We start from the raw sequence: 20,571 nt of genomic DNA, 5'->3' as shown, positions 1-20,571 counted from the left end.
GCAAACAAATGAAAAAACTAAAATATATTACCTGCCTTTTATCGGCCGGCCTACTGTTTGGTTCTTGCCAAAAACAACTGGATATTTCCCCTGAGGGCGCCCGTTCTGAAGGCAACTTCTGGCAAACCGGCGAGGATGCCCTTTTGGGTGTAAATTCAATGTACATCCCTTTTGATGGAGAAGAGTTTTATGGTCGTGGCTTTATGTGGTTCATTAACGCCAGCGACGATATGGTTACAGGCCGTATCAACACCAATGCCGATAACATTAAAAACTTTAACCGCGCCTATTATTCAAGCAGTTATACGGTTGATCAGTGGGATATGCGTTATGCCGTTATCAGGCGCGCAAACGACGTGATCAATAAAGTACCCGCTATAAGCATGGATGCGGCTTTGAAAAAACGTTACTTGGGCGAAGCGCACTTCCTGGGTGCCCTGATGTATTTTCAGCTAACTTATAACTATGCTGATAACCGTGCCGGTGTGCCTTTGATCACCCCTGAGAACAACAACGACCCTAACCCTACTCCGCGTGCTGCCAATGCAAATGCCAACTATGACTACATTGAGGCTGAGCTGAAAAAAGCAGCCAACATGTTGCCTTACTTAGATCAGCTTGCAGCTGCAGATTACGGCCGCCCGCATAAAGTTGCGGCATGGGGTTACCTGTCTAAAATGTATCTTTACAAAAAGGATTGGGCCAATGCTGAGAAGTATGCCGACTCAGTGATCACCTTTGGTAAACGCGAGTTGTTAAACAACTATGCAGATGTATTTAAAGCCGCTAACAATTACAGCACAGAGTATATCTGGTCGGCCGTGGGTACTGCTAAAGGCCCTGCGGGCTGGGGCAGTATTTTACCGGGCGTAATGTTAGAGAACAAAGGCTGGGGTATTTACAATGGCTGGGGTTACTATCAGCCAACAAAAGAATTGTATGATGCTTTTGAGGCGGGTGATAAACGCCGCGAGGTAACTATCCTTAAACCGGGCGATAAACACATGTTCTTTGGTGCGGAGCGTACTTACAGCTCGGTTAACAGCTTATCCGGCTACCAGTTTAACAAGTACATGGAGCCGTTTACGTATGCAAACCCTGTTGGTACATCGGTAAGCCCTAACGGCGACCACCCTACTACCAATCTTAACGTACCGTTGATGCGTTTTGCTGAGGTATTGTTAATTAAGGCCGAGGCTGCTTTGATGCAAAACAAAAACGCCGACGACCCTATCAATAAAGTACGCAGACGCGCAGGTTTGTTAGGCATAACAAATGCTACCATGGCCGAGCTTAAAAAGCAACGCCGCTGCGAGCTGGCCGGCGAATGGGCCGACCGCCACCGCGACCTTGTGCGCTGGGGCGATGCACAGGCTGCTTACGCACAACCATTACACGGCGTAACAGGTTCGGTAATTTGGCCGGCACGCACGTTTGACCCGGTTGTGAACGGAGTTTGGGCAGTGCCACAAAAAGAAATTGACAGAAGCAACGGCGTTATTAAACAAAACGCCGGTTGGTAAAACCAATACAGGGCCACAGCATACCTGTGGCCCTTTTTATTTTATGAAGAAATTAACTACCTGTTTATTCCTGGCCGCGGCGCTGCTTAGCGCAAGCGCACAGGCACAGTCGCTTAAGGCAAACAATGGCCACAGCCATAACGATTATCACCAGAACATTCCCTTTCTGCAGGCTTATTACGCCGGCATGGGGTCTATTGAGGCTGATGTTTACCTGCACGAGGGCAAGCTTTATGTAGCACACGAGAAAAAGGAAATTGCTCCAAACCGCACCCTTGAGAACCTATACCTTAAGCCACTGGCCGAGCGCTTTCAGCAAAATGGCGGCAAGCCCTATGCCGATAGCGCCCAGCACCTGCAACTGGTGATAGATATAAAGGAAGACTACGAGCATGTGATCCCCGAACTGATAAAAGAGCTGAAGCCTTACATGCAGATGTTCAACAGCCCAACCAACCGCAATGCGGTGAGGATTGCGCTGAGCGGTGACATGCCCGCCCCTGCCAACTTTGATCAATATCCAGATTATATCTTTTTCGATGGCCGACCAAACATCCCTTACACGCTACAACAGCTTAAGCATGTTGCTATGATAAGTGATGCCTTAACGGATTATACCAGATGGAACGGCAAAGGTACTCCTACACCTGCAGATTCTTTAAAACTACGCGGGATGGTGAACGCGGCACATGCCATGGGCAAACCCTTCCGTTTTTGGGCCACGCAAGATAGCCCTAACACCTGGATCCAACTGGAGAAACTGGGCGTTGACTGGATAAACACCGACCATCCGCAGCAACTGCATGATTTCCTCATTAACCGCCATAAGCTGGAGTATGTGAATGCTACACCTTACCAGGTTTATCAGCCGACTTACAAATCAGACGGCACCAACAAAAAGATAAAGAACATCATCCTGCTGATTGGCGACGGCATGGGCCTGGCGCAGATCCAGGCAGGTTTAACGGCCAACCACGGTCAGCTGAATATGTACCAGACACGCAGCGTGGGTTTCTCGCAAACCAGATCAGCTAACTCAGACATTACCGACTCTGCCGCAGGTGCAACAGCCATGGCAAGCGGCGAAAAAACGAACAACCGCTACATTGGTGTGGATGCACAAGGCAAACCTTTAAGCAACCTGGCTGATGTGCTGGCGGATATAAAAATAAAAACCGGCATCATCAGCTGCGGTGATATTACCGATGCTACCCCTGCTGCCTTCTACGGCCATGTATCCGAGCGCGATTCGTCCCAAAAAATTGCTGCCTATTTTGCGAACAGCCATGTAGATGTGCTGATAGGTTCAAACCAGCGCTCGTTCATGCAAAACAGGGATAAAGCGTTAATGGATAAGATAAAAGCAAAAGGCTACCAGCTGTTTACCTCAGTAACCGATGCGGAAAAAGTTGATAACGGCAAGCAACTGGTTCTGCTGAAAAACGAAGATACCCGCCCCGTAAAAGATGGCCGTGGCGATATGCTGAAACAATCTTTATTACATACTATCAAAGTGCTTCGCCAAAATAAACCAGGCTTCTTTATTATGGCCGAGGGTGCGCAGATTGACTATGGCGGCCATGCTAATGACCTGCCTTACGTGGTAACAGAACTACATGACTTTGACCGCACCGTTGCCGAGGCCCTAAAATTTGCCGATGAAGACGGCGAAACCCTCGTGATCATTACTGCTGATCATGAGACCGGCGGCCTGAGCCTGCTGGATGCCTCAACCGAAAAAGGTATGGTATTCGGCAATTTTAGCACTAATGACCATACCAGCATCAACGTACCGGTGTTTGCCTATGGCCCTCACTCGCGCGAGTTTATAGGTACTTATCAGAATACAGAGATCTATAATAAGATCTTAGCCCTTTTTAAAGGCAAGTAAGAATTTATCATAAAACCAAAAAGTCCGGGGCTTATCACTCCGGACTTTTTGGTTTTATAAGGATTTACAGAATGATCTACAAATGTTGCTTCGCCATTATACCGCGCGCTGCCACCAATGCAAGCAGCGTAAGCGTTGCAGCAGCAGTGAGGTAATAACCTACATACTGTAATCCGTAAGTGTTAGCCAGTTTGGTAGCAAGGTAAGGCGTAAGCGATGCACCCAAAATACCTGCCAGCGTAAAGGCGAGCGACGCACCGGTATAACGTACAGATGCCGGGAATATCTCGGCCAGTGCGGTACCGATTGGCCCATAAGTTAAGCCCATCAGGAACATGCCGGTTGAGAGGAACAGTGTAGTTACCACAACATCATGCGATGAAAAGAACGGTGCAAATGTTAACCCAAAAACCATGATACAGGCGCTGGCCAAAATCAACATCCGGTTGCGGCCAAATTTATCGGCCACTACCGCCGATAGCGGAATACCTGCGCCAAAAGCCAGCATAGATATCATCTGCATGATAAGGAAAGTATCCTTGGTAAAGTTCAGTTTAGAAGTACCCCAACTTAGTGTAAACACTGTCATGAGGTAAAACAGTAGGAAGGTAGTGATGGTAGCCAGCGTGCCTAAAGTAATGGCTTTGGTATGTTTGGTAAACACATCTGCAAAGGGCACTTTAGAGCGTTCGTTGTTGTCAATTACTTTGGTAAACTCGGGCGTTTCGGTAATTTTAAGGCGAACATACAGGCCAAGCAATATCAGTATAGCACTGGCAATGAACGGGATCCGCCAGCCGTAGCTGATAAAATCGGCATCGCTCATTACTTTGCCTAAAATAAAGAAGGTTGCGCTGGATAACAGGAAGCCGATAGGTGCACCCAACTGCGGGAACATACCATACCACGCCTTCTTGTTGGCGGGCGCATTTTCAGTAGCCAGCAATACGGCACCACCCCATTCGCCGCCAAGGCCAAGACCTTGCCCAAACCTGAACAACGCCAGTAACAGAGGTGCAAAAATACCAATGCTGTCATATCCCGGCAAAAGGCCGATGGCTACGGTTGATGGCCCCATGGTCATTAACGCGGCAACCAGCGTGGCTTTGCGGCCCTTCCTATCGCCAAAATGGCCAAATAGGGCAGCACCCAGTGGCCTTGCAAAAAAGGCCAGCGCAAACGTAGCCAATGATTCTAAAGTGGCCGAGGTTGGGTCTGATGAATGAAAGAATAACTTGGGGAACACCAGCACCGCAGCGGTGGCGTAAATGTAAAAATCGAAAAACTCAATAGTGGTGCCAATAAGGCTTGCCAGCAAGATCCTACTTACGGAATTTGCAGACGGGGGTTGTGGGTTCATAAATCAAACATATCAAAATAGATATAATTCACAAACCCACTAAACACCTTTTAATCAGCGCAGATAATTACCCTTTCGCCTTGGTTACCGTATGCCATATTTTGAAGCAGTTTTCATAAACGCCTTCGGCATCGCGGATGATGAGGGAAATGTTCTCTTTGCGCGCCGGAAAGTGCAAATCAACCGATCGATAGATCTGCTGCAGCAGGTTGCCCAAACGGTGCTCAACCTCAAAGCGCGAAATAGAAATTACAATTTGATTGGCTACCGCACTCACATGGCCGGCAGGGCCGATCTCGGCTTTTAACAACCCAGCTACTGATGCGCAAAGGTCTGCTAATGGTGAAAGTTCCAATGGGTTCATCTTTTGATAAGGAATTTAAAGTAACCTGGAATTTGAACGTTCGTCCTTTAAACAAATATAAGAATTGCGGGTACGTTGCAAAACAAATTGCGGATAATATTTATCGTTATTTTTGCCGTCAATTAAACTGTATATTTTGGTACGGTTTAACCCAACATAATTCAGTATGGTAAGGGTTAGTTTTTTTAGATATTCGGGGCTCACTATAATCTTTTCTAAAATGTATCTGCCGCTATTAGCATTACATTCCGCAACACGCTGGCTGGTGCTTTTGTTTGTCATAATTGTGTTAATACGCTCTTTTTGGGCATTACTCACTAAAAGCCAATACACAAAAGCCGATAATAGCCTGCGCGCCATCACGGCATCTGTATTACATATTCAATTGCTGCTTGGCACCTGGCTTTATATTATTAGCCCGGTGGTAAAATACTTTTGGCAAAATTTTAAGCAGGCCGTTCACATGCGCGAAATCAGATTCTTTGGTATGGAGCATATTTTTATGATGTTATTGGCGATCATCATCCTCACCATCGGCTCTGCCAAAGCAAAAAGGCAGGCAACAGATCAGCTTAAATTTAAAACACAGTTGATGTGGTTTGGCATTGGGCTGTTGCTCATCCTTAGTTCTGTTCCATGGGCGTTTTCGCCGCTTACCCACAGGCCATGGTTAAGGGCATTTTAAATATTTGGTAATAAATCTGTTTCACACCATTTATGGCCTTTTAATTGCATTAGGCTAAGCATGAGGGATAAAGTACTTGTAATTGAAGATGAGCCGGTAATTGGCGAGATGATGTGCATTTTACTGGAAATTGAGGGCTACAAGGTGATCAGTTTAAATGACACGGCATCGGCCCTGCGTAAATTAAAGGCTGAAGAGGTTGCTTTGGTAATGCTTGACCTTAACCTTGCGGGCGAAGATGGCCGCGACGTTTGCCGATATATTAAAGAACAGCCCGATCTGCAGCATACACCCGTAGTATTGGTTTCGGCTTCGCCTGATCTCCCTCAAATAAAAGAAGAATGCGGTGCCGATGATTACCTAAGCAAACCGTTTGAACTGGCCGATTTTGTGCAGAAGGTTAAAGACTCTATCAGCCGTGGGCAGGCAAGCAACGTAGCATAATTCCGCACTATCGTTTTATAATAAATATTCCCGTTCTAAGTAATTCCCAAACTATCGTATATTTATTCCGATAGGCCAACAACTTTTTATTTTTTTGCGTTAGCTATTTTGTTGCTTATCAAAACCTACAATCATTTAAGCCGCGAATAATACGTATGAATACAATGCCCCATGATAAGGGACATGCTGCCGCAGACCAGCTAACACAAAGTGAAGAACGTTACAGGGCACTGGTAACAGCTACATCTGATGTAGTTTACCGCATGAGCCCCGACTGGAAGGTAATGAGCCAGTTAGATGGCGGAAGTTTCCTTTTAGATACCGGCGAACCTATTGATAACTGGGTAGAAAAATACATTCATCCCGAAGATCAGCAAAAGGTGTATGAGGCTATAGAAATAGCCATCCGTACTAAAACCATATTTGCATTAGAGCACCGTGTTTTACGTGCAGATGGTACACTGGGCTGGACATTCTCTCGTGCTGTACCTCTATTTAACGAACAGGGTGAAATTATTGAATGGTTTGGCGCAGCAAATGATGTTAGCGCGCGAAAGCAAACCGAACAGGACCTGCAGGATGCTAAAGATGCCGCCGAGCATCAAAAACGCACCTACGAAACCATTACCTCGAGCACGCCCGATCTGATCTATGTTTTTGCCTTAGATTACACCTTCAGTTATGCCAATGAGGCTTTGCTGGCTATGTGGGGCAAAACATGGGATACTGCTATTGGCAAACGTTTAATTGAAAACGGCTACGAGCAATGGCATGCCGATATGCACGAGCGCGAGATAGACCAGATAGTGGCTACCAAGCAATCTATCCGTGGCGAAGTGGCCTTCCCCCACGCGGTGTTGGGCCGCCGTGTTTATGATTACATTTTAAACCCCGTATTAAATGCGCAAGGCGAAGTGGAAGCTGTTGCCGGTACTACCCGCGATATAAGTGATATCCGCGCAGCGGAGAATACCCTTGCTGAAAGTGAGGCCCGTTTCAGGATGATGGCCGAGGCTACCAATATCTACATCGCCACATCAGACGAAAGCAGCAATGCCACCTACTTTAACCAAAGCTGGACCAAATTGACCGGCCGGCCGCAGAAAGACCTGCTGGCTTACGGCTGGGTTGATCTGCTGCACCCCGACGACCAGGAACGCCACGTAAAAGTGTATGAGAAGGCTTTTAAAGCCCACAAACCACTGCATGATGCCTTCAGGGTGTTAAACAGCGAAGGCGAATACCGCTGGTTACTAATAGATGGTTTCCCGAGGAATTATATGGATGGATCTTTTGCGGGTTTCATCAGCGCAGGTATTGATATCACCGAACTGAAGGAAGATGAGCAGCGCAAGAACGATTTCATAAGTATGGTGAGCCATGAGCTAAAAACACCTTTAACATCTGCCCTCAGCTATGTGCAGGTTTCAAAGAAACGCGCTACCGAGGCTAATGATACCGTAACCGCAGGCATGCTGGAGCGGACCGAGAAACAGTTGGGTAAAATGACGCGCATTATCAACGGTTTCCTTAATGTATCGCGACTTGAATCGGGTAAGATACAGATAGATGCACAACGTTTTGATATGGCCGAGCTGATGGAAGAGGTTAAAGAAGAAGCACTAATATCAAACACCGGCCATCAGATAAAATTTGGTTACACCAAATCTATCTGGGTAAATGCCGATCGTGAGAAGATAGCCCAGGTGATACAGAATTTTATCAGCAACGCGGTAAAATATTCGCGCCCCAACTCAACCATACAGGTGCGCTGCAAACTGGTAGATGGTAAGGCCCAGGTTTGCACCAGCGATGAAGGCATAGGCATTAATCATGAAGACCTGCCAAAACTATTTGAACGTTTCTACCGCGTAAAAGACAGCGAGATGCGCAACATATCAGGCTTCGGCATTGGCCTGTATCTCTGCAACGAGATCATCAAACGCCATGATGGCGATATATGGGCCGAAAGTACCGTTGGTGAAGGAAGCACGTTTTATTTTACGCTGCCAACTGTAGAATAAACTCAATACCAAAGTACGTCATTGCGAGAAGCGACAGCGACGTGGCAATCCTTTACTTTACAGAGCGGCTCTGTATGCCGGGGATTGCCACGCTACGCTCGCAATGACGCGTTGATAAAAAGAAAAGCCCGATCCAAAATGGATCGGGCTTTTCTTTTTATCTTATTTACTTAAACGCGGGCGTTTCTTTTTACCGTCTGATGAATCGTCGTTATCAGTATTGCGGTTGTAGTTATTATTGTTGCCGTAGCTGCTGTTACCGCTATCGCGCTTGTTGTAACTGCTATTATTGTTGCCATAACCGCCACCGCGGTTGCCACCGTAGCCGCCACCGCTATTATTGCCGTAGTTATTATTACGCGGTGGGAAACGTTTTTGTGGCGCACGGTTACCGTTTACCGGTGCAGGTTTATCTTCGGCTATGCGTACTTCCAATTTGCGGTCGCCAAATTCTTTGCCGTCCAAAGCTTCAATAGCCAGTTGCGCGCCTTCCTCATCTTTCATGTGGATAAAGCCGAAGCCCTTGCTTTGTTTGGTAAATTTATCGCGTACGATAGTAAGGATATCAATATCTCCATGTGGGCCAAATAGTTGGGCCAGCGCCATCTCGTCCATCTCGCGGGGAAACCCCACTACAAATAGTTTTGTCATAAGTAGAATACTGCGCCAAAGGTAAGTTAAAACAAGCGAAATTAAAACAGCAAGGCCCGGTTAAAACCAGGCCTTGTAAATATAATAATTATTTATATAACTATTTTATCTTCAACTGTTTACCTGCAATATCTTCCCAACGGTAATAGTGAAATGTTTTATCGGTGCTCATTACCACAAATAAACCATGTTTAAATGTTTCATTTAAAGACACATTCACCACGTCAGAGCCATCACTTTCGCGGGCAGCAACAGGTACAATTTTCACCAGTTTATGCTCAAACGGATTAGCTTTAGTACCCTCGCGGCTAAATACCTGGAAACGGTTAGCACCCTGGTCTGATACCAGGATGTATCCCGTAGTATCGCCCGTTTTGTAGATAGAGATACCTTCATGGTCAACCTTAAAACCGTTAGTACCAAAAATCGATAGTTCTTTGTCGCCCTTCTCCGGGTCGGCATAGTACTGGCGCACGCCTACCTGCTCATCAGAGTAGTACACGTAGCCCAGCTCGTTATCAACCGCAATAGATTCAATTTCTTTTTTGCCGCTGTACTCGCCAAACTTGCGCACCAGTGATGCTTTTACATTGCCGGTACCATCATCCTGCAAAAGATACTGCCATATATAACCACCGGTTTTTGGCCCATTCTTACGGCCCACCATGGCGTACATCCTGCCATCTTTAGTGGTATAAATAGAAATTCCCATCAGGTCGCGGTATTCGTAGCCATTCTCGCCAACAAACATCTCAATGCCGCCGTTATCAACCGGCTTCATATCCGGTACCGAAAATATGCGCAGCTTATGTGTAATACGCTCAGTAGCAATGGCAATATCAGTTGGTTTGCCGTTCAACATCAGGCCATAAGCCAGGTCAACATTGTTGGGGCGTTTTAAACCGCGCACCACTTTATCAGCTACTATCTTGCCTTGCAGGTCAAACACATAAAGTGCGCCATCGGCATCCTTATCCGTACCAATAATTAAGCTCTTTGCCGGGTCGGCTTTGTTTATCCATATTGCCGGGTCATCAGTATCGTACTTAACCGGCTCGGTTACAATTGCAGGTTTAACCTCATCAAGGTTAACCTGTTGTGCATGGCACGCTCCCGCTGTAAGCGATAAAACCAACGGAAGCATACACATGCGAAACAGTTCTTTCTTCATTCTTATAATTTAGTTCCGTAAGCACCCATGTAAGTTGCAGGCTCTGGCGATACATAAGTTAAACCATTGCTCATTACAATACCGCCTTTGTGGTGGCGTGTAAAATCAGTAGTGCCTTTACCTAAAGCAGGCGAATTACCTTGCAGGTGGAAATCCCATGCTGTGTTGTAATCAGGGCTGTTTACCGGGTTATTAAGCGGGAAATTGGTAAACTTAGGATCGTTTTGGCCGGCAGTTGTACCTCTTACATCATGCGTGCCGCCGGTTACCACATCATTTTTACCTACCTGGAACTGATCTACAGTAGTTTGGTCAAAACCGTAGTACCAGTTATAATCGTTTTTAGAACGGCTGTCTTCCAATTTTTTAGGGTCGCGTTTTATACCGAAACGGGTATTGGCAAAAAGGTTGTTATAAAGGTCGGCACGTACACTTGCTTCTAACCAAACCGAACCACCTTTTGCAGTAGGCCTTCTCCAACCGGTGTTCACCATGGTATTGTTGTAAGCGATAATGTAAGCCTGCGGACTACGGTCGCCACTGTTTGATAGCTTAAGCGCGTTGGTGTTACAGCTGTAAACAAAGTTGAAACCAACATCGGCCAAACAGCCCGATTTAAAGTTCATAGCCTCACCCCCGGTTACGCCGGTAGTGTAGAAAACGTTGTTTGAGAAGATGATCTTACCACCCTCTATATAAGTACAATCTTCCTGAAAGTTACGGATGATACTGTTGGTTACTACCAGTTTACCATTTACGTTTGAGAACCAAAGCGCAGGCAGGTTTTCGCCGGCGGTTGCTTTATAAAGGCCCATTTTTACTGATGTTGATGCATCAGAAGTAGTATTACCACCATACTCTAATATAGTGTTATCTAATACCAGCTCGGCACAGGTTGGGCCGGCCAATATACCACCCCAAAGTTTACCAAATTTATTTTCGGTAGTGCGGTAAGCATCGCTCACGGTAAATTTAACCGGGTTTTCTGCAGTACCTAACGAGTACAGGTTACCTTTAACAACCACCTCTGGTTTAGCAGTAGCATCCATCAAAACGGTTACCCCTTCTTCAATAGTTAAGGTTTTCCCTTCGGGGATGATGATATCGCCTTTTACTTCGTGCACGCTGTTTTTTGCCCACACGCCTGATACCTCACCTATTGATGAGCCGTTTTGCGGCGTTGTATCAACATCAATGTTTGCTTTCTCGCAACCCGTAAAGGTTAGGGCCGATAAAGCCAGCATACCTAAGATCTGTTTCAGTTTCATATCTGATATTTTTTTGAATGTTTTATTGATTAATTGAACTTATACCTTACACCTAACAAATAGCTTTGGCCGTAATGGTCGTTACGGATAAGGGTATGACCGTCTTGTACCAAATTCTCTTTCAATGCATCGTTTGCAGGGTTGGTACCTTTTATGTACAATTTGTATGGCGTGTTAAGCAGGTTGTTTGCTTTTATAAATACGCTGATGTTGTTTTTAAAACGTTTTTCGGCCGATACATCCATCTGGATAATACCTTGCTGCCACTGATCGTTGTTTACAAACTGCGATACGGCAACTATACGCGGGCCGGTATAAGCGGCAGCTATTTGTGCATCCCAACCTTTTTTGGTGTCTTTGTATAATAACGAAACGTTTGCAATATGTTCAGACTGGCCGTATAGTGGTCTTGTCTGCTGCACATCTACAGTCTCGATATCACCGTTTAAAGAATTTATCTGGCGTTTATTCTTAGTGGTAGTAATGCGCGAGTGGGTGTACGTATAGTTTGCTTTAACACCTATTTTGTTAAAGAACTTAATGTAATCTATCTCGGCACCATAGTTAGTGGCGTTACCAAAGTTACCTGGCGTTAAAGCCACATTACTGTGTACCGTATTACCGGCCTGGAACACATACTCAATAGGGTCTTTTATCTTTTTGTAGAATGCACCTACCAACAACTGCTCTGATGCACCCGGGAACAACTCGTAACGCAGGTCGTAGTTATCGGCAAGGGCGCGTTTCAGGTCGGCGTTACCTTTTTCATCGTAGTCTTCGCCTGGTGAAGTACCCGGTACTATCTCGTAAAAACCGGGGCGGTTAAGCGCCTTGTAGTATGCAGCGTGTAACTGCGATTTTTCGGTAAGGTGATATTTAGCTGTTAAGCTTGGTAAAACATCCGTATAGATCTGGTTACCCGATGGCCTTGATTCGCCCTGGGCAAACAGCATGTGGTAGCCCTGGTTGGTATGCTCAACACGTGCACCACCAATTAATTCCAGCTTATTTGATTTGTAGGTTAGCATACCGTAACCCGCTGATGTTTTCTCAGAAGCATCATAAGTAAGCGGGTTGGCAACGCCACCTGTAGGGTTACTTACCACCAATTGCAGATCGGTATAGTTCTGATAATCCTGGCCGTAAATTAAGTTGGCGTTTGCTGCAGATGGTGCCAATACGTAGTTGTTGTAAAAACTGCTGCGTTGCTTATCACGGTATAAACCTCCGATGCTAAAATCAAGACTTTTAGTGCCACGGAAAATGTTGTAAGTAAGATCTAAATAACCTGCCTTATCATTATCCGTGTTACGCTGCCAGCGCATCTCAACCGGTGAGGTATTTACCAACGACAGGCGTTTTCTTTCGCCGTTCTGCTGAATACCATTCAACTCTATCTCGGCATTTTGCGGCTGGTCGTTCTGCGCAGTTGAGTACACTGCAGACCATTGCACTTTAAATTTATCATCAAAAAATTTATGATCACCGTGCAGGGTGCTGTTATAAACCTTTTGGGTTATTAAACGGCTGCGGGTGTTGTAAACCAGTTCGGCGTTACCGTTGGCAGGGTCATAAACACCGTTGTAGGTGGTTGATATCGCATCGCGCAGTTCCTGGGTACGCAGGTTAACGTACACATTGTAAAGGCTTATCTTGTTGTTTTTATCAAAAGCATAATCAACTTTACCGTGTAAACCTGTACGTTGTTGCTGTACAGAGTAAAGGCGCTCGCTTTTGCTGGTGATGACGCTATACTCATCGGTACCGGCTACTGATGGCGTGTAAATAGTGCTGTTGTTACCACGGTAAGTATTTTGATAACTACCTGCTACAATTACGCCCAGCTTGTTATCAAAAAAGCGTTGGCCTAATGATAAGCTACCTACCACGTTTGGTGCAGGATGCTTGGTTTTGTAATCGAACACACCTTTTGAAAAGTCCGACTGCGTAGCATTGTAATCACGACCGTTGATCTCATAAGGCGATTTGTGCTGGATGCCTGATGCATCAAAGCTTGTAAACTTACGATCAATAAACATCTGGTTGTAACCTGTAGCGATGTTAGCATTGATCTGGAACTGCTCAGGAGCGTTCTTCATCACCATATTGGTAACACCACCGATAGCATCACCTTCAAGGTTTGGGGTAAGTGATTTTTGAACTTCCAATCGGTCTAAAAGGTCTGCGGGGAAAAGGTCGAGCGGTACGTAGCGGTATTTGTTATCGGGGCTTGGAATTTTAACGCCATTAACCAGGGTGTAGCTGTAGCGTTTATCCATACCACGGATAATGGCGTACTGACCATCGCCATTGCTGTTACGCTCGATAGATACGCCTGATACGCGCTGCATTACGTTAGCCACTGTAAGATCGGGAGATACCTCAATGGCTTTGCCCGATACGATGTTCATGATCTGGCTGGCCCTTTGCTCAATGCGGCGTGCATCGCGGTCATTTGAGCCACCGGTAGAAGCACGTACAACCACCTCGTTAAGATCAGTTGATGCGCTTTCCATGTAAAACTTAAAGCGATCGTTATCCTCTTTTAAAACAGTAATTTCCTGTTTGATGGTTTTGTAGGTAACGTAACTTATACGGATGGTTACCTGGCCAGGGGTAACATCTTTTATTTCAAAAGCACCATCCAAACCGGTAGTGGTTGCTTTGCCGGTATTTTCTAAAACAACGGTGGCACCTACCAGCACCTCGCCCGATTGTTTATCATAAACACGGCCTTTAATTTTTGCTGCGCTGGCTATAGTTGCACAAAACAACAGCGGTAATAAGATTTGTAAAAGTTTGTTCATTGCTAAGTGGGTTTCGTCAATAGTTTAAAAATGACGATGCAAAGGTGTGTATACGCCCAACTACAAATGAAATATTGGCCGTTACCAAAAGGCAACAGCGTTACAACACCCGTATACCAAAAAGCAACAACTTTATAATATATACTGATTTTCAATTAGTTATGATATGCAAAAAGCGCCGTTATGGTTTTATTATCGTTACATTAACAAAATGTTAAGTGGGTTAATATGGGCTTAAAGAGGGTTTTGAGAGGTATGGTTGTAACGGTGAATCCTCACCTAAACGGCGAAGCCCTCATGTAATAATCCTCTCTAAAGGAGAGGAATTTTGTTATATTTGGTACAGATAAAAGCCCCCTCTCCTTTGGAGAGGGCAGGGTGAGGCTTTACAACGTCTGTATAAACGCCGATAAATTATCGCCCTGCGGGATGTTCAGTTTCTTACGCAAGCGGTAGCGTGATACGCGCAGGCTATCGGTTGAAATACCCAGCAGCGTAGCAATATCTGCCGAATCGAGGTTCATTTTGATGAGGGCTATCAGCCGCATATCTGCCGAGGTAAGTTCCTGGCTAAAGGCGCGCAGGCTATCAAAAAACTGCTGGTGCACCTGCTCAAAGGCTACCGTAAACTCGCGCCAGTGTTGCTCGTGGTTAAAGTTCTCGTTTATCTCTGCAATCAGTTGCTGCATCTGCTTCTTTTGGTCACGGCGATCATCTTTCACCATGGCCTGCAGCGTGCTACGCATCTGTTCCAGAAACTGATTGTTCTTGATGAGATTAAGAGTATGATTAGATAGCTCGCGGCTTTTGATATCTAACTGCTGCTTTAAACCCTCTTCTTCTAACTGCTGGTTCTTCAGTTCCAGTTGTACTACCTCATGCTCGGCGGCTTTTTGGCGGGCAAGGGCTTGCTGGTCGCGCAGTTTAAGGCGCTGCCGGCTAAATACCACTATACTTAATATAATCAATAATACCACCACAATTGCCACGGCCACACCCGTAATACGGTTTACTTTGCGGATGTTGTTGAGGCGCACTATCTCATCACTCTTTTTATTGATATCATACAATACCTGCAAAAAAGTGGTTTGCTTAGCACCATCCAGTGAATACACATCAAGCGAATAGCGGCGGCTCATCTCCGAATAATGATAAGCGCTATCCATCTGCCCCATTAACTCATAAGTTTTACCCAGATCCTTTGTGCATGATGCCAGCTGATAAACATTCCCCATCTGGCAGGCTAACGCCAGGGCACGATGCGTTTGCACCAAACTCTCTTTATACTTACCGGTCTTGCGCAAAATATCACCCAGGTTATTGATCACCTCAATGCTGCCCACCTCGTTATGCTGCTCCTGGTACAGTTGCAATGAGCGGCTAAAGCTTACGTAAGCAGAATCGTACTTAGCCAGATCTTCGTAGATACTGCCCAGGTTCTCATAGATCTTGGCAGCCCCTTGCTTAAAGTTGGCCTGCTGATATTTAACAAGCGCCTGGTTCTGGTAATAAAAGGCACTATCGTACTTGTGCTGCTTCTCGTAAAGGTGCCCTATGTTACCCAGCATCTGCGCCTGGCCCTTCAAGTCGTTTTGTTGGCGATAAATAGAGAGACCTTTATTATATGAGGCACGCGATTGAGCCAACTGTTTGTTGTAGTAGTACAAAATGCCCATATCGCCCAGGTTGGCGGCAGATAGCGCGGGCAGATTAGCTTCAGCAAATACCTTATCGGCGTGCTGGTAAAAATCCATAGCCTGGCTATAGTGGCCCTGGTTGTAACAAATAATACCCATTTGCTGCATGCAAAGGCCTTCGGTAGTTTTGTCGCCTTTTTCCTGGGCTTTGGTGTAAAGCTTACGCAGAAGTATCAATGCACTATCAGGATGTTTTTGGCCTAATGCTTTGATAGATTGTAACTCAGTATCCTGCGCCTGCAGGCGGGTAACATTAAAAACAAGAAACACTAAAACGTAAAAATACCTGACCATCAGCCACAACAGATTAATTTAACGGGAGCGCCGCTACAAAATAAGCGCTTCAATATTAAATTAATGTTAACATACAGCTTAGCGTATTATCATATATTAAATATAATAAATGTGCTTTTGGGCCCGATATTTATTTGATAATTGCCGGCGATTATTACTTTTGGCGGCAATTGTGCAATATTATTTATAATATCACAGTGCCCTAATCGTTTTAAACTTAAACAAACATCCAAAAAAATGAAGTTTTTAAAAGCAATCTACCTACCATTATTGATCGCAGCATCAGTAGCTGTGCTACCTGCATGTAAATCAAAAAAACCAATAGTACAAGAACCGGCACCAGCCCCGGCGCCGCCACCACCGGCAGTAACACCAGCGCCTGCTCCGGCACCTGCACCTGCACCAGCGCCTGCACCGGCTCCACCTGATTATAATTTCGCAAACATTCAGTTTGAATTTAACTCAGGCATATTAAAAACCAGTGCGTACGCTATCCTTGATAAAGCCGTGGTTGAAATGAAAAAAGACCCATCGGTTAAGTTCCAGTTAGATGGCCACTCATCTGCAGAAGGCAGCGAGCAGCACAACATGGATCTTTCTGTTGAGCGTGCTAACTCGGTAAAAACTTACCTGGTTAACAGTGGTATTGGCGCAGCCAGCCTTTCTATAAAAGGTTATGGCGAAAGCAAGCCGCTAAACGGTAACAAAACTGAAGAAGAACGCGTTATCAATCGCCGCGTTGAGATACATAAACAATAGTAATTGTTTTTGTTAAGTGGAACGGCCCGTGCTTTATAAGTGCGGGCCGTTTTTGTTTTGAGGGTTAAATTTGTTAACTTTAGGGTCAACATCACTTAAAACCTTTGAAACAAAATATCTACACTAAACTGCATGCCGAAGGCCTGCTCAGCGACGAAAGCTTCCAAAAACTCAAAACCCGCCACGAAGCTCCGCTATTCTCCGTTCACTGGGAACTGAATACTATCCTCTACCTTGGTGTAATATTGCTTACCGGCGGTCTGGGTACCCTCATTTATAAAAATATTGATACCATTGGCCACCAGGCGGTGCTGGCTATAATTGCACTTATATGCATAGGGTGTTTTTACTATTGCTTTAAGCATAAGAAACCATTTAGCAAGGAGAAAGTAGCATCGCCCAATACCGGGTACGATTATATTTTGCTGTTGGGCAGTATATCGCTGGTAACGTTTATCGGTTACCTGCAATACCAATACGGGGTATTTGGCAACAGCTACGGCCTTGCCACTTTTGTACCAATGGCTTTGCTGTTTTATATAGCTTACGATTTTGATCATCTGGGTATCCTCAGCATGGCAATCGTCAACCTCGGGATATGGATGGGTGTAAGCGTAACACCCAAAACTTTGCTGATGATGGGCACATATAATACGCCAAAACTCATTAACACTTATTTGGTGTTGGGGGCTATATTGTTAATGGCCGCTTACCTGAGCAAACAGTTGAAGATTAAAAAACATTTCAAATTCAGCTATCAAAACTACGGTACACACATTGCCTTTGTGGCGCTGCTGTCGGGTTTCTTCCATTATTTTGAGCATAGCCTGTCGTTGGTTTACGTTGCAGTAGTGTTTGCACTTGCCGGGTATATGTACAGGGAAAGTTTTAAAGAGCGCTCCTTTTACTTCGTAATGATCTCCATCCTCTACGGCTACATAGCATTATGCGGCCTGGCTGTTGAGCTTGTTGCCGATGCCAAATTAGACGACGAAGGCGTATTATATTTCCTGCTGATGGCATTTATCGGTTCGGCCATAGGCCTTATCATCTTACTCATCAACATTAACCGTAAACTGAAAGCCGATGATCATATATAACAAATTATGGCTGGATAACCTGCAGGTTGTTGACCAGCTGCAAGCCGATCATGAGGACGGTTACATTACCAAAGAAGAATTTGTAGCGATAAAACAGAAATATCTGGTTGGATTTTATCTGCCAAAAATTGTGGGCCGTGTAGGGTTCTTTATCCTTACGCTAATAGCCATCGCCCTTTCAACCGGGCTGGTAAGCCTGATGGCCGCCACCGGCGAATTTATCGAATCGCCTTATTGGTGGTTGTTCCTGAGCTTTGCTTATTATGCCTGTACCGAATTAATGACAAAGGGTAACAAGTATTTCCACTCGGGTATTGATAATGCTTTGTTGTACTACAGCGCAGGGCTGTTCACATTTTCCATTGTGTGGGCCTGTAACGACCCGGCCAATTGGGGCATCGGTTACATACCTCAGTTTGTGATTTTACTTATTGCAGCAATTTTCCTTACACTGCGCTTTGCCGATGTAATACTGGCTATCTGCAGTTGCATATCTTTTTTTAGCCTCATCTATTTTACCTGGGCAAAAACAGGCAGCTTTGGTTTGGCAACTATGCCCTTTGTAATGATGATAGCTGCGGGCGCAGCTTATTTTGTACTTACCAAAATGCGCAAGGATGACAAGAATACTTACTACCATACCTGCATTGATGTTGCCCGCTGCGCTGCTTTAGTAGTGCTGTATCTTGCCGGTAACTACTTTGTAGTAAACAGGTTAAATAATGAATTACATGGGTTAGATGACAGCCATACACAGGTGCAATTAGGCTTCTTCTTCTGGGCATGGACCATGTTGATGCCATTGGTATTGATAGCCCTTGGTGTTACCAAAAGGAACCGCTTATTATTGAGATTAGGCATCATCATAGTAGCGGCTGCGGTGGCTACTTTCCGCAATTATTATCACCTATTGCCTATCGAGGCTATGCTTACCCTTGCCGGGGCTATACTATTGCTGCTGGCTTACACAGTTATCAAATACCTTAAAACGCCAAAGCACGGCGTTACTTACGCCGAACTAAGCAAAGCATCAGACTGGGATAAACTAAACATCGAAGGCTTTATCATTAGCCAAACGGCTACGCAAACGCCCAACATTGATACCGGCCAGCAAACCACATTTGGCGGCGGCACGGGCGGTGGCGGCGGCTCAAGTGATAGTTTTTAAACGACGGTTATTTCTTTACCAGATCGGCAGGGTTTACAGGGTTGCTCAGTAGCTGGCTAAACAATTCCCAGCGCTTTTGCGGGTTATTGGTTTTGCCGCCATTGCGCTCAATGTAATCCTTTACCAGGTCCTGCCCGTAGTTATAGTTGATCACGTAGCTGCGGTATTTTTTGATAAAGTCCATAGATTTGTCAGCCGTCTCGTCATTCATTAAACAATACTTGCGCAGGTAGCTGCGGGCTTTGCTCTGGCTCATGGTTTCGTTTATCAGGCCGCGGGCTGCCTCGTTTCGGGCATAGTTGAGGCGGCCTTTTATCTCAAGGGCTTTAAAGTAAAGTTCTACATTGGCAGTATCTAAACCGGCCATGGGCAGCAATACATTTTTGGCAAATGCCACTTTCTCATTCCCCGGGAAAGCCATCTCGATACCAAAATTAGCGCTCCCCTCAGCAATAAGTGATTGCGGACTGAACAGCGGGTACAGCGATATTTCTACCCATCCTCTGTCGTGATACAGGTTCTTCTCCAAAAACATATTATACACATGGTGACCGGGATAGCTTTCATGGCTGCCCACATCAATGGCGCGATCGATAAAGATCTTGATGTCAGTATTGATCTGCACATCGCTTTTGTAATTGCCTTTATACCAGTTGTAGCCGTTCCATGGTTTATCATTAACCAGCTCCAGCGTTAAACTTTCACCGGCAGGCAGCTGCAAATGGGCAACGGTGCGCTTGCGGGCTTCGGCAATGGCCGCCTTCATTACGGTCTCTATTTTATCCTTCGGGATAATGAACTTGTTGGCCAGTTTCTGGAACCTGTCGTTCACGTTGCCTTTACCCGGCAATATGCTATCGAGCTTGTCCAATTCGGCTTTAAAAAATTCCTCGGCATAAGCCGGAGCAGCCACACCAAACAATTCTCTCGACTCTTCATCAAACGATAACGATTCGCCACCGAAAGTGCGCACACGGCGGTTAAAAGCTATCAGCTGGTTATACATCCAGCGGGCACGGAAACGGTTCGAGTCTATTTTGGCATCATCACCGGCAATTTTTATGCTGTTCATCAACTCGTTGATAGATGCCAGCAGGCTATCGCGCGGGAAATCGTCTTTGCTTACTTTTTCGGTAAGTTCTTTTGGTTTCAGAGAATCGGGGCCGTAGTAGGCATCCACAAAATCTTTGTCGTACTGGCCTATGCTGAGGCCCAGGGTAACATACTGTTGGGCTAACTTGCTTAACTTTTTTCCCTCAACAGTATCAGCAGCTCTTTGCTTGCATGAAAGTACAAACAACACGGGCACCAGTAACAACAATTTCTTCATACGGCAGCTTTGTAAATGTGCTGCAAGGTAACAAA

General features: G+C 45.4%; 17 protein-coding genes. 8 read left to right on the top strand and 9 right to left on the bottom strand.

Annotated features, from left to right (window positions below; all coding sequences use genetic code 11):
• The first annotated feature begins 8 nt into the window (after nt 1-8).
• Both D0C36_RS21975 and D0C36_RS21970 read left to right on the top strand, forming a co-directional pair.
• A complete protein-coding gene (locus D0C36_RS21975) occupies nt 9-1,523 on the top strand; it encodes a RagB/SusD family nutrient uptake outer membrane protein (RefSeq protein WP_117393870.1) in 1,515 nt (504 codons plus the stop codon).
• Nucleotides 1,480-3,414 carry an alkaline phosphatase gene (locus D0C36_RS21970; RefSeq protein ID WP_233524548.1) on the top strand — a complete coding sequence of 645 codons (1,935 nt, stop codon included), beginning with the start codon at nt 1,480-1,482 and terminating at the stop codon, nt 3,412-3,414. Before D0C36_RS21975 ends, D0C36_RS21970 begins: the two co-directional genes overlap by 44 nt.
• Nucleotides 3,415-3,490: 76 nt before the next feature.
• On the opposite strand, the gene D0C36_RS21965 is transcribed toward D0C36_RS21970, so the two are convergent.
• The 3 genes from D0C36_RS21965 to D0C36_RS24730 form a co-directional block, all read right to left on the bottom strand.
• Complete coding sequence (locus tag D0C36_RS21965) at nt 3,491-4,774, bottom strand: MFS transporter (RefSeq protein WP_117393869.1); 1,284 nt, start codon at nt 4,772-4,774, stop codon at nt 3,491-3,493.
• Between the two features lie 67 nt (nt 4,775-4,841).
• Nucleotides 4,842-5,138, bottom strand: coding sequence for a hypothetical protein (locus D0C36_RS21960; protein WP_117393868.1), 297 nt, complete (start codon nt 5,136-5,138; stop codon nt 4,842-4,844).
• Between the two features lie 15 nt (nt 5,139-5,153).
• Complete coding sequence (locus tag D0C36_RS24730; protein WP_199502124.1) at nt 5,154-5,420, bottom strand: hypothetical protein; 267 nt, start codon at nt 5,418-5,420, stop codon at nt 5,154-5,156.
• Between the two features lie 4 nt (nt 5,421-5,424).
• Here D0C36_RS24730 and D0C36_RS21950 point away from each other — a divergent pair, with 4 nt between their 5' ends.
• From D0C36_RS21950 to D0C36_RS21940, 3 genes are all read left to right on the top strand, one after another.
• Nucleotides 5,425-5,823, top strand: a complete 399-nt coding sequence (locus tag D0C36_RS21950) for a hypothetical protein (RefSeq protein WP_233524547.1) — start codon at nt 5,425-5,427, stop codon at nt 5,821-5,823.
• 60 nt (nt 5,824-5,883) lie between these two features.
• Nucleotides 5,884-6,267, top strand: coding sequence for a response regulator transcription factor (locus D0C36_RS21945; RefSeq protein ID WP_117393865.1), 384 nt, complete (start codon nt 5,884-5,886; stop codon nt 6,265-6,267).
• 155 nt (nt 6,268-6,422) lie between these two features.
• Nucleotides 6,423-8,291, top strand: coding sequence for a PAS domain-containing sensor histidine kinase (locus D0C36_RS21940; RefSeq protein WP_233524546.1), 1,869 nt, complete (start codon nt 6,423-6,425; stop codon nt 8,289-8,291).
• Between the two features lie 162 nt (nt 8,292-8,453).
• On the opposite strand, the gene D0C36_RS21935 is transcribed toward D0C36_RS21940, so the two are convergent.
• The 5 genes from D0C36_RS21935 to D0C36_RS21915 form a co-directional block, all read right to left on the bottom strand.
• Complete coding sequence (locus D0C36_RS21935) at nt 8,454-8,942, bottom strand: RNA recognition motif domain-containing protein (protein WP_117393863.1); 489 nt, start codon at nt 8,940-8,942, stop codon at nt 8,454-8,456.
• A 100-nt stretch (nt 8,943-9,042) separates the two neighbouring features.
• Nucleotides 9,043-10,113 carry a phytase gene (locus D0C36_RS21930; protein WP_199502118.1) on the bottom strand — a complete coding sequence of 357 codons (1,071 nt, stop codon included), beginning with the start codon at nt 10,111-10,113 and terminating at the stop codon, nt 9,043-9,045.
• Nucleotides 10,114-10,115: 2 nt separating this feature from the next.
• A complete protein-coding gene (locus tag D0C36_RS21925; RefSeq protein WP_117393862.1) occupies nt 10,116-11,381 on the bottom strand; it encodes a right-handed parallel beta-helix repeat-containing protein in 1,266 nt (421 codons plus the stop codon).
• A gap of 29 nt (nt 11,382-11,410) precedes the next feature.
• On the bottom strand, nt 11,411-14,188 hold the full coding sequence (locus tag D0C36_RS21920; RefSeq protein WP_117393861.1) for a TonB-dependent receptor: 2,778 nt from the start codon (nt 14,186-14,188) through the stop codon (nt 11,411-11,413).
• Nucleotides 14,189-14,574: 386 nt separating this feature from the next.
• A complete protein-coding gene (locus D0C36_RS21915; protein WP_117393860.1) occupies nt 14,575-16,179 on the bottom strand; it encodes a tetratricopeptide repeat protein in 1,605 nt (534 codons plus the stop codon).
• Between the two features lie 237 nt (nt 16,180-16,416).
• Here D0C36_RS21915 and D0C36_RS21910 point away from each other — a divergent pair, with 237 nt between their 5' ends.
• The 3 genes from D0C36_RS21910 to D0C36_RS21900 all read left to right on the top strand — a co-directional run bounded on the left by D0C36_RS21910 (nt 16,417) and on the right by D0C36_RS21900 (nt 19,206).
• Entirely contained in the window at nt 16,417-16,938 is a 522-nt protein-coding gene (locus D0C36_RS21910; RefSeq protein ID WP_117393990.1) for an OmpA family protein, read from the top strand.
• 104 nt (nt 16,939-17,042) lie between these two features.
• Entirely contained in the window at nt 17,043-18,038 is a 996-nt protein-coding gene (locus D0C36_RS21905; RefSeq protein ID WP_117393859.1) for a DUF2157 domain-containing protein, read from the top strand.
• On the top strand, nt 18,025-19,206 hold the full coding sequence (locus tag D0C36_RS21900; protein WP_117393858.1) for a hypothetical protein: 1,182 nt from the start codon (nt 18,025-18,027) through the stop codon (nt 19,204-19,206). Before D0C36_RS21905 ends, D0C36_RS21900 begins: the two co-directional genes overlap by 14 nt.
• Nucleotides 19,207-19,213: 7 nt before the next feature.
• Here the strand turns inward: D0C36_RS21900 and D0C36_RS21895 are convergent, their stop codons facing one another.
• Nucleotides 19,214-20,536, bottom strand: coding sequence for a hypothetical protein (locus D0C36_RS21895; protein ID WP_117393857.1), 1,323 nt, complete (start codon nt 20,534-20,536; stop codon nt 19,214-19,216).
• Between the last annotated feature and the right edge of the window lie 35 nt (nt 20,537-20,571).

The organism is Mucilaginibacter conchicola, from assembly GCF_003432115.1.
GTDB lineage: Bacteria > Bacteroidota > Bacteroidia > Sphingobacteriales > Sphingobacteriaceae > Mucilaginibacter > Mucilaginibacter conchicola.
The sequence above is the reverse complement of the archived record's forward strand: the minus strand, read 5'-3'. Positions and strand labels throughout refer to the sequence as shown.

What these genes read in the sequence shown, in the direction of transcription:
- D0C36_RS21975 (WP_117393870.1), top strand. Translation starts at nt 9, where the DNA reads ATGAAAAAACTAAAATATATTACCTGCCTTTTATCGGCCGGCCTACTG.
- D0C36_RS21965 (WP_117393869.1), bottom strand. Translation starts at nt 4,774, where the DNA reads ATGAACCCACAACCCCCGTCTGCAAATTCCGTAAGTAGGATCTTGCTG.
- D0C36_RS21960 (WP_117393868.1), bottom strand. Translation starts at nt 5,138, where the DNA reads ATGAACCCATTGGAACTTTCACCATTAGCAGACCTTTGCGCATCAGTA.
- D0C36_RS24730 (WP_199502124.1), bottom strand. Translation starts at nt 5,420, where the DNA reads ATGACAAACAAAAGCACCAGCCAGCGTGTTGCGGAATGTAATGCTAAT.
- D0C36_RS21945 (WP_117393865.1), top strand. Translation starts at nt 5,884, where the DNA reads ATGAGGGATAAAGTACTTGTAATTGAAGATGAGCCGGTAATTGGCGAG.
- D0C36_RS21940 (WP_233524546.1), top strand. Translation starts at nt 6,423, where the DNA reads ATGAATACAATGCCCCATGATAAGGGACATGCTGCCGCAGACCAGCTA.
- D0C36_RS21935 (WP_117393863.1), bottom strand. Translation starts at nt 8,942, where the DNA reads ATGACAAAACTATTTGTAGTGGGGTTTCCCCGCGAGATGGACGAGATG.
- D0C36_RS21930 (WP_199502118.1), bottom strand. Translation starts at nt 10,113, where the DNA reads ATGAAGAAAGAACTGTTTCGCATGTGTATGCTTCCGTTGGTTTTATCG.
- D0C36_RS21925 (WP_117393862.1), bottom strand. Translation starts at nt 11,381, where the DNA reads ATGAAACTGAAACAGATCTTAGGTATGCTGGCTTTATCGGCCCTAACC.
- D0C36_RS21920 (WP_117393861.1), bottom strand. Translation starts at nt 14,188, where the DNA reads ATGAACAAACTTTTACAAATCTTATTACCGCTGTTGTTTTGTGCAACT.
- D0C36_RS21915 (WP_117393860.1), bottom strand. Translation starts at nt 16,179, where the DNA reads ATGGTCAGGTATTTTTACGTTTTAGTGTTTCTTGTTTTTAATGTTACC.
- D0C36_RS21910 (WP_117393990.1), top strand. Translation starts at nt 16,417, where the DNA reads ATGAAGTTTTTAAAAGCAATCTACCTACCATTATTGATCGCAGCATCA.
- D0C36_RS21900 (WP_117393858.1), top strand. Translation starts at nt 18,025, where the DNA reads ATGATCATATATAACAAATTATGGCTGGATAACCTGCAGGTTGTTGAC.
- D0C36_RS21895 (WP_117393857.1), bottom strand. Translation starts at nt 20,536, where the DNA reads ATGAAGAAATTGTTGTTACTGGTGCCCGTGTTGTTTGTACTTTCATGC.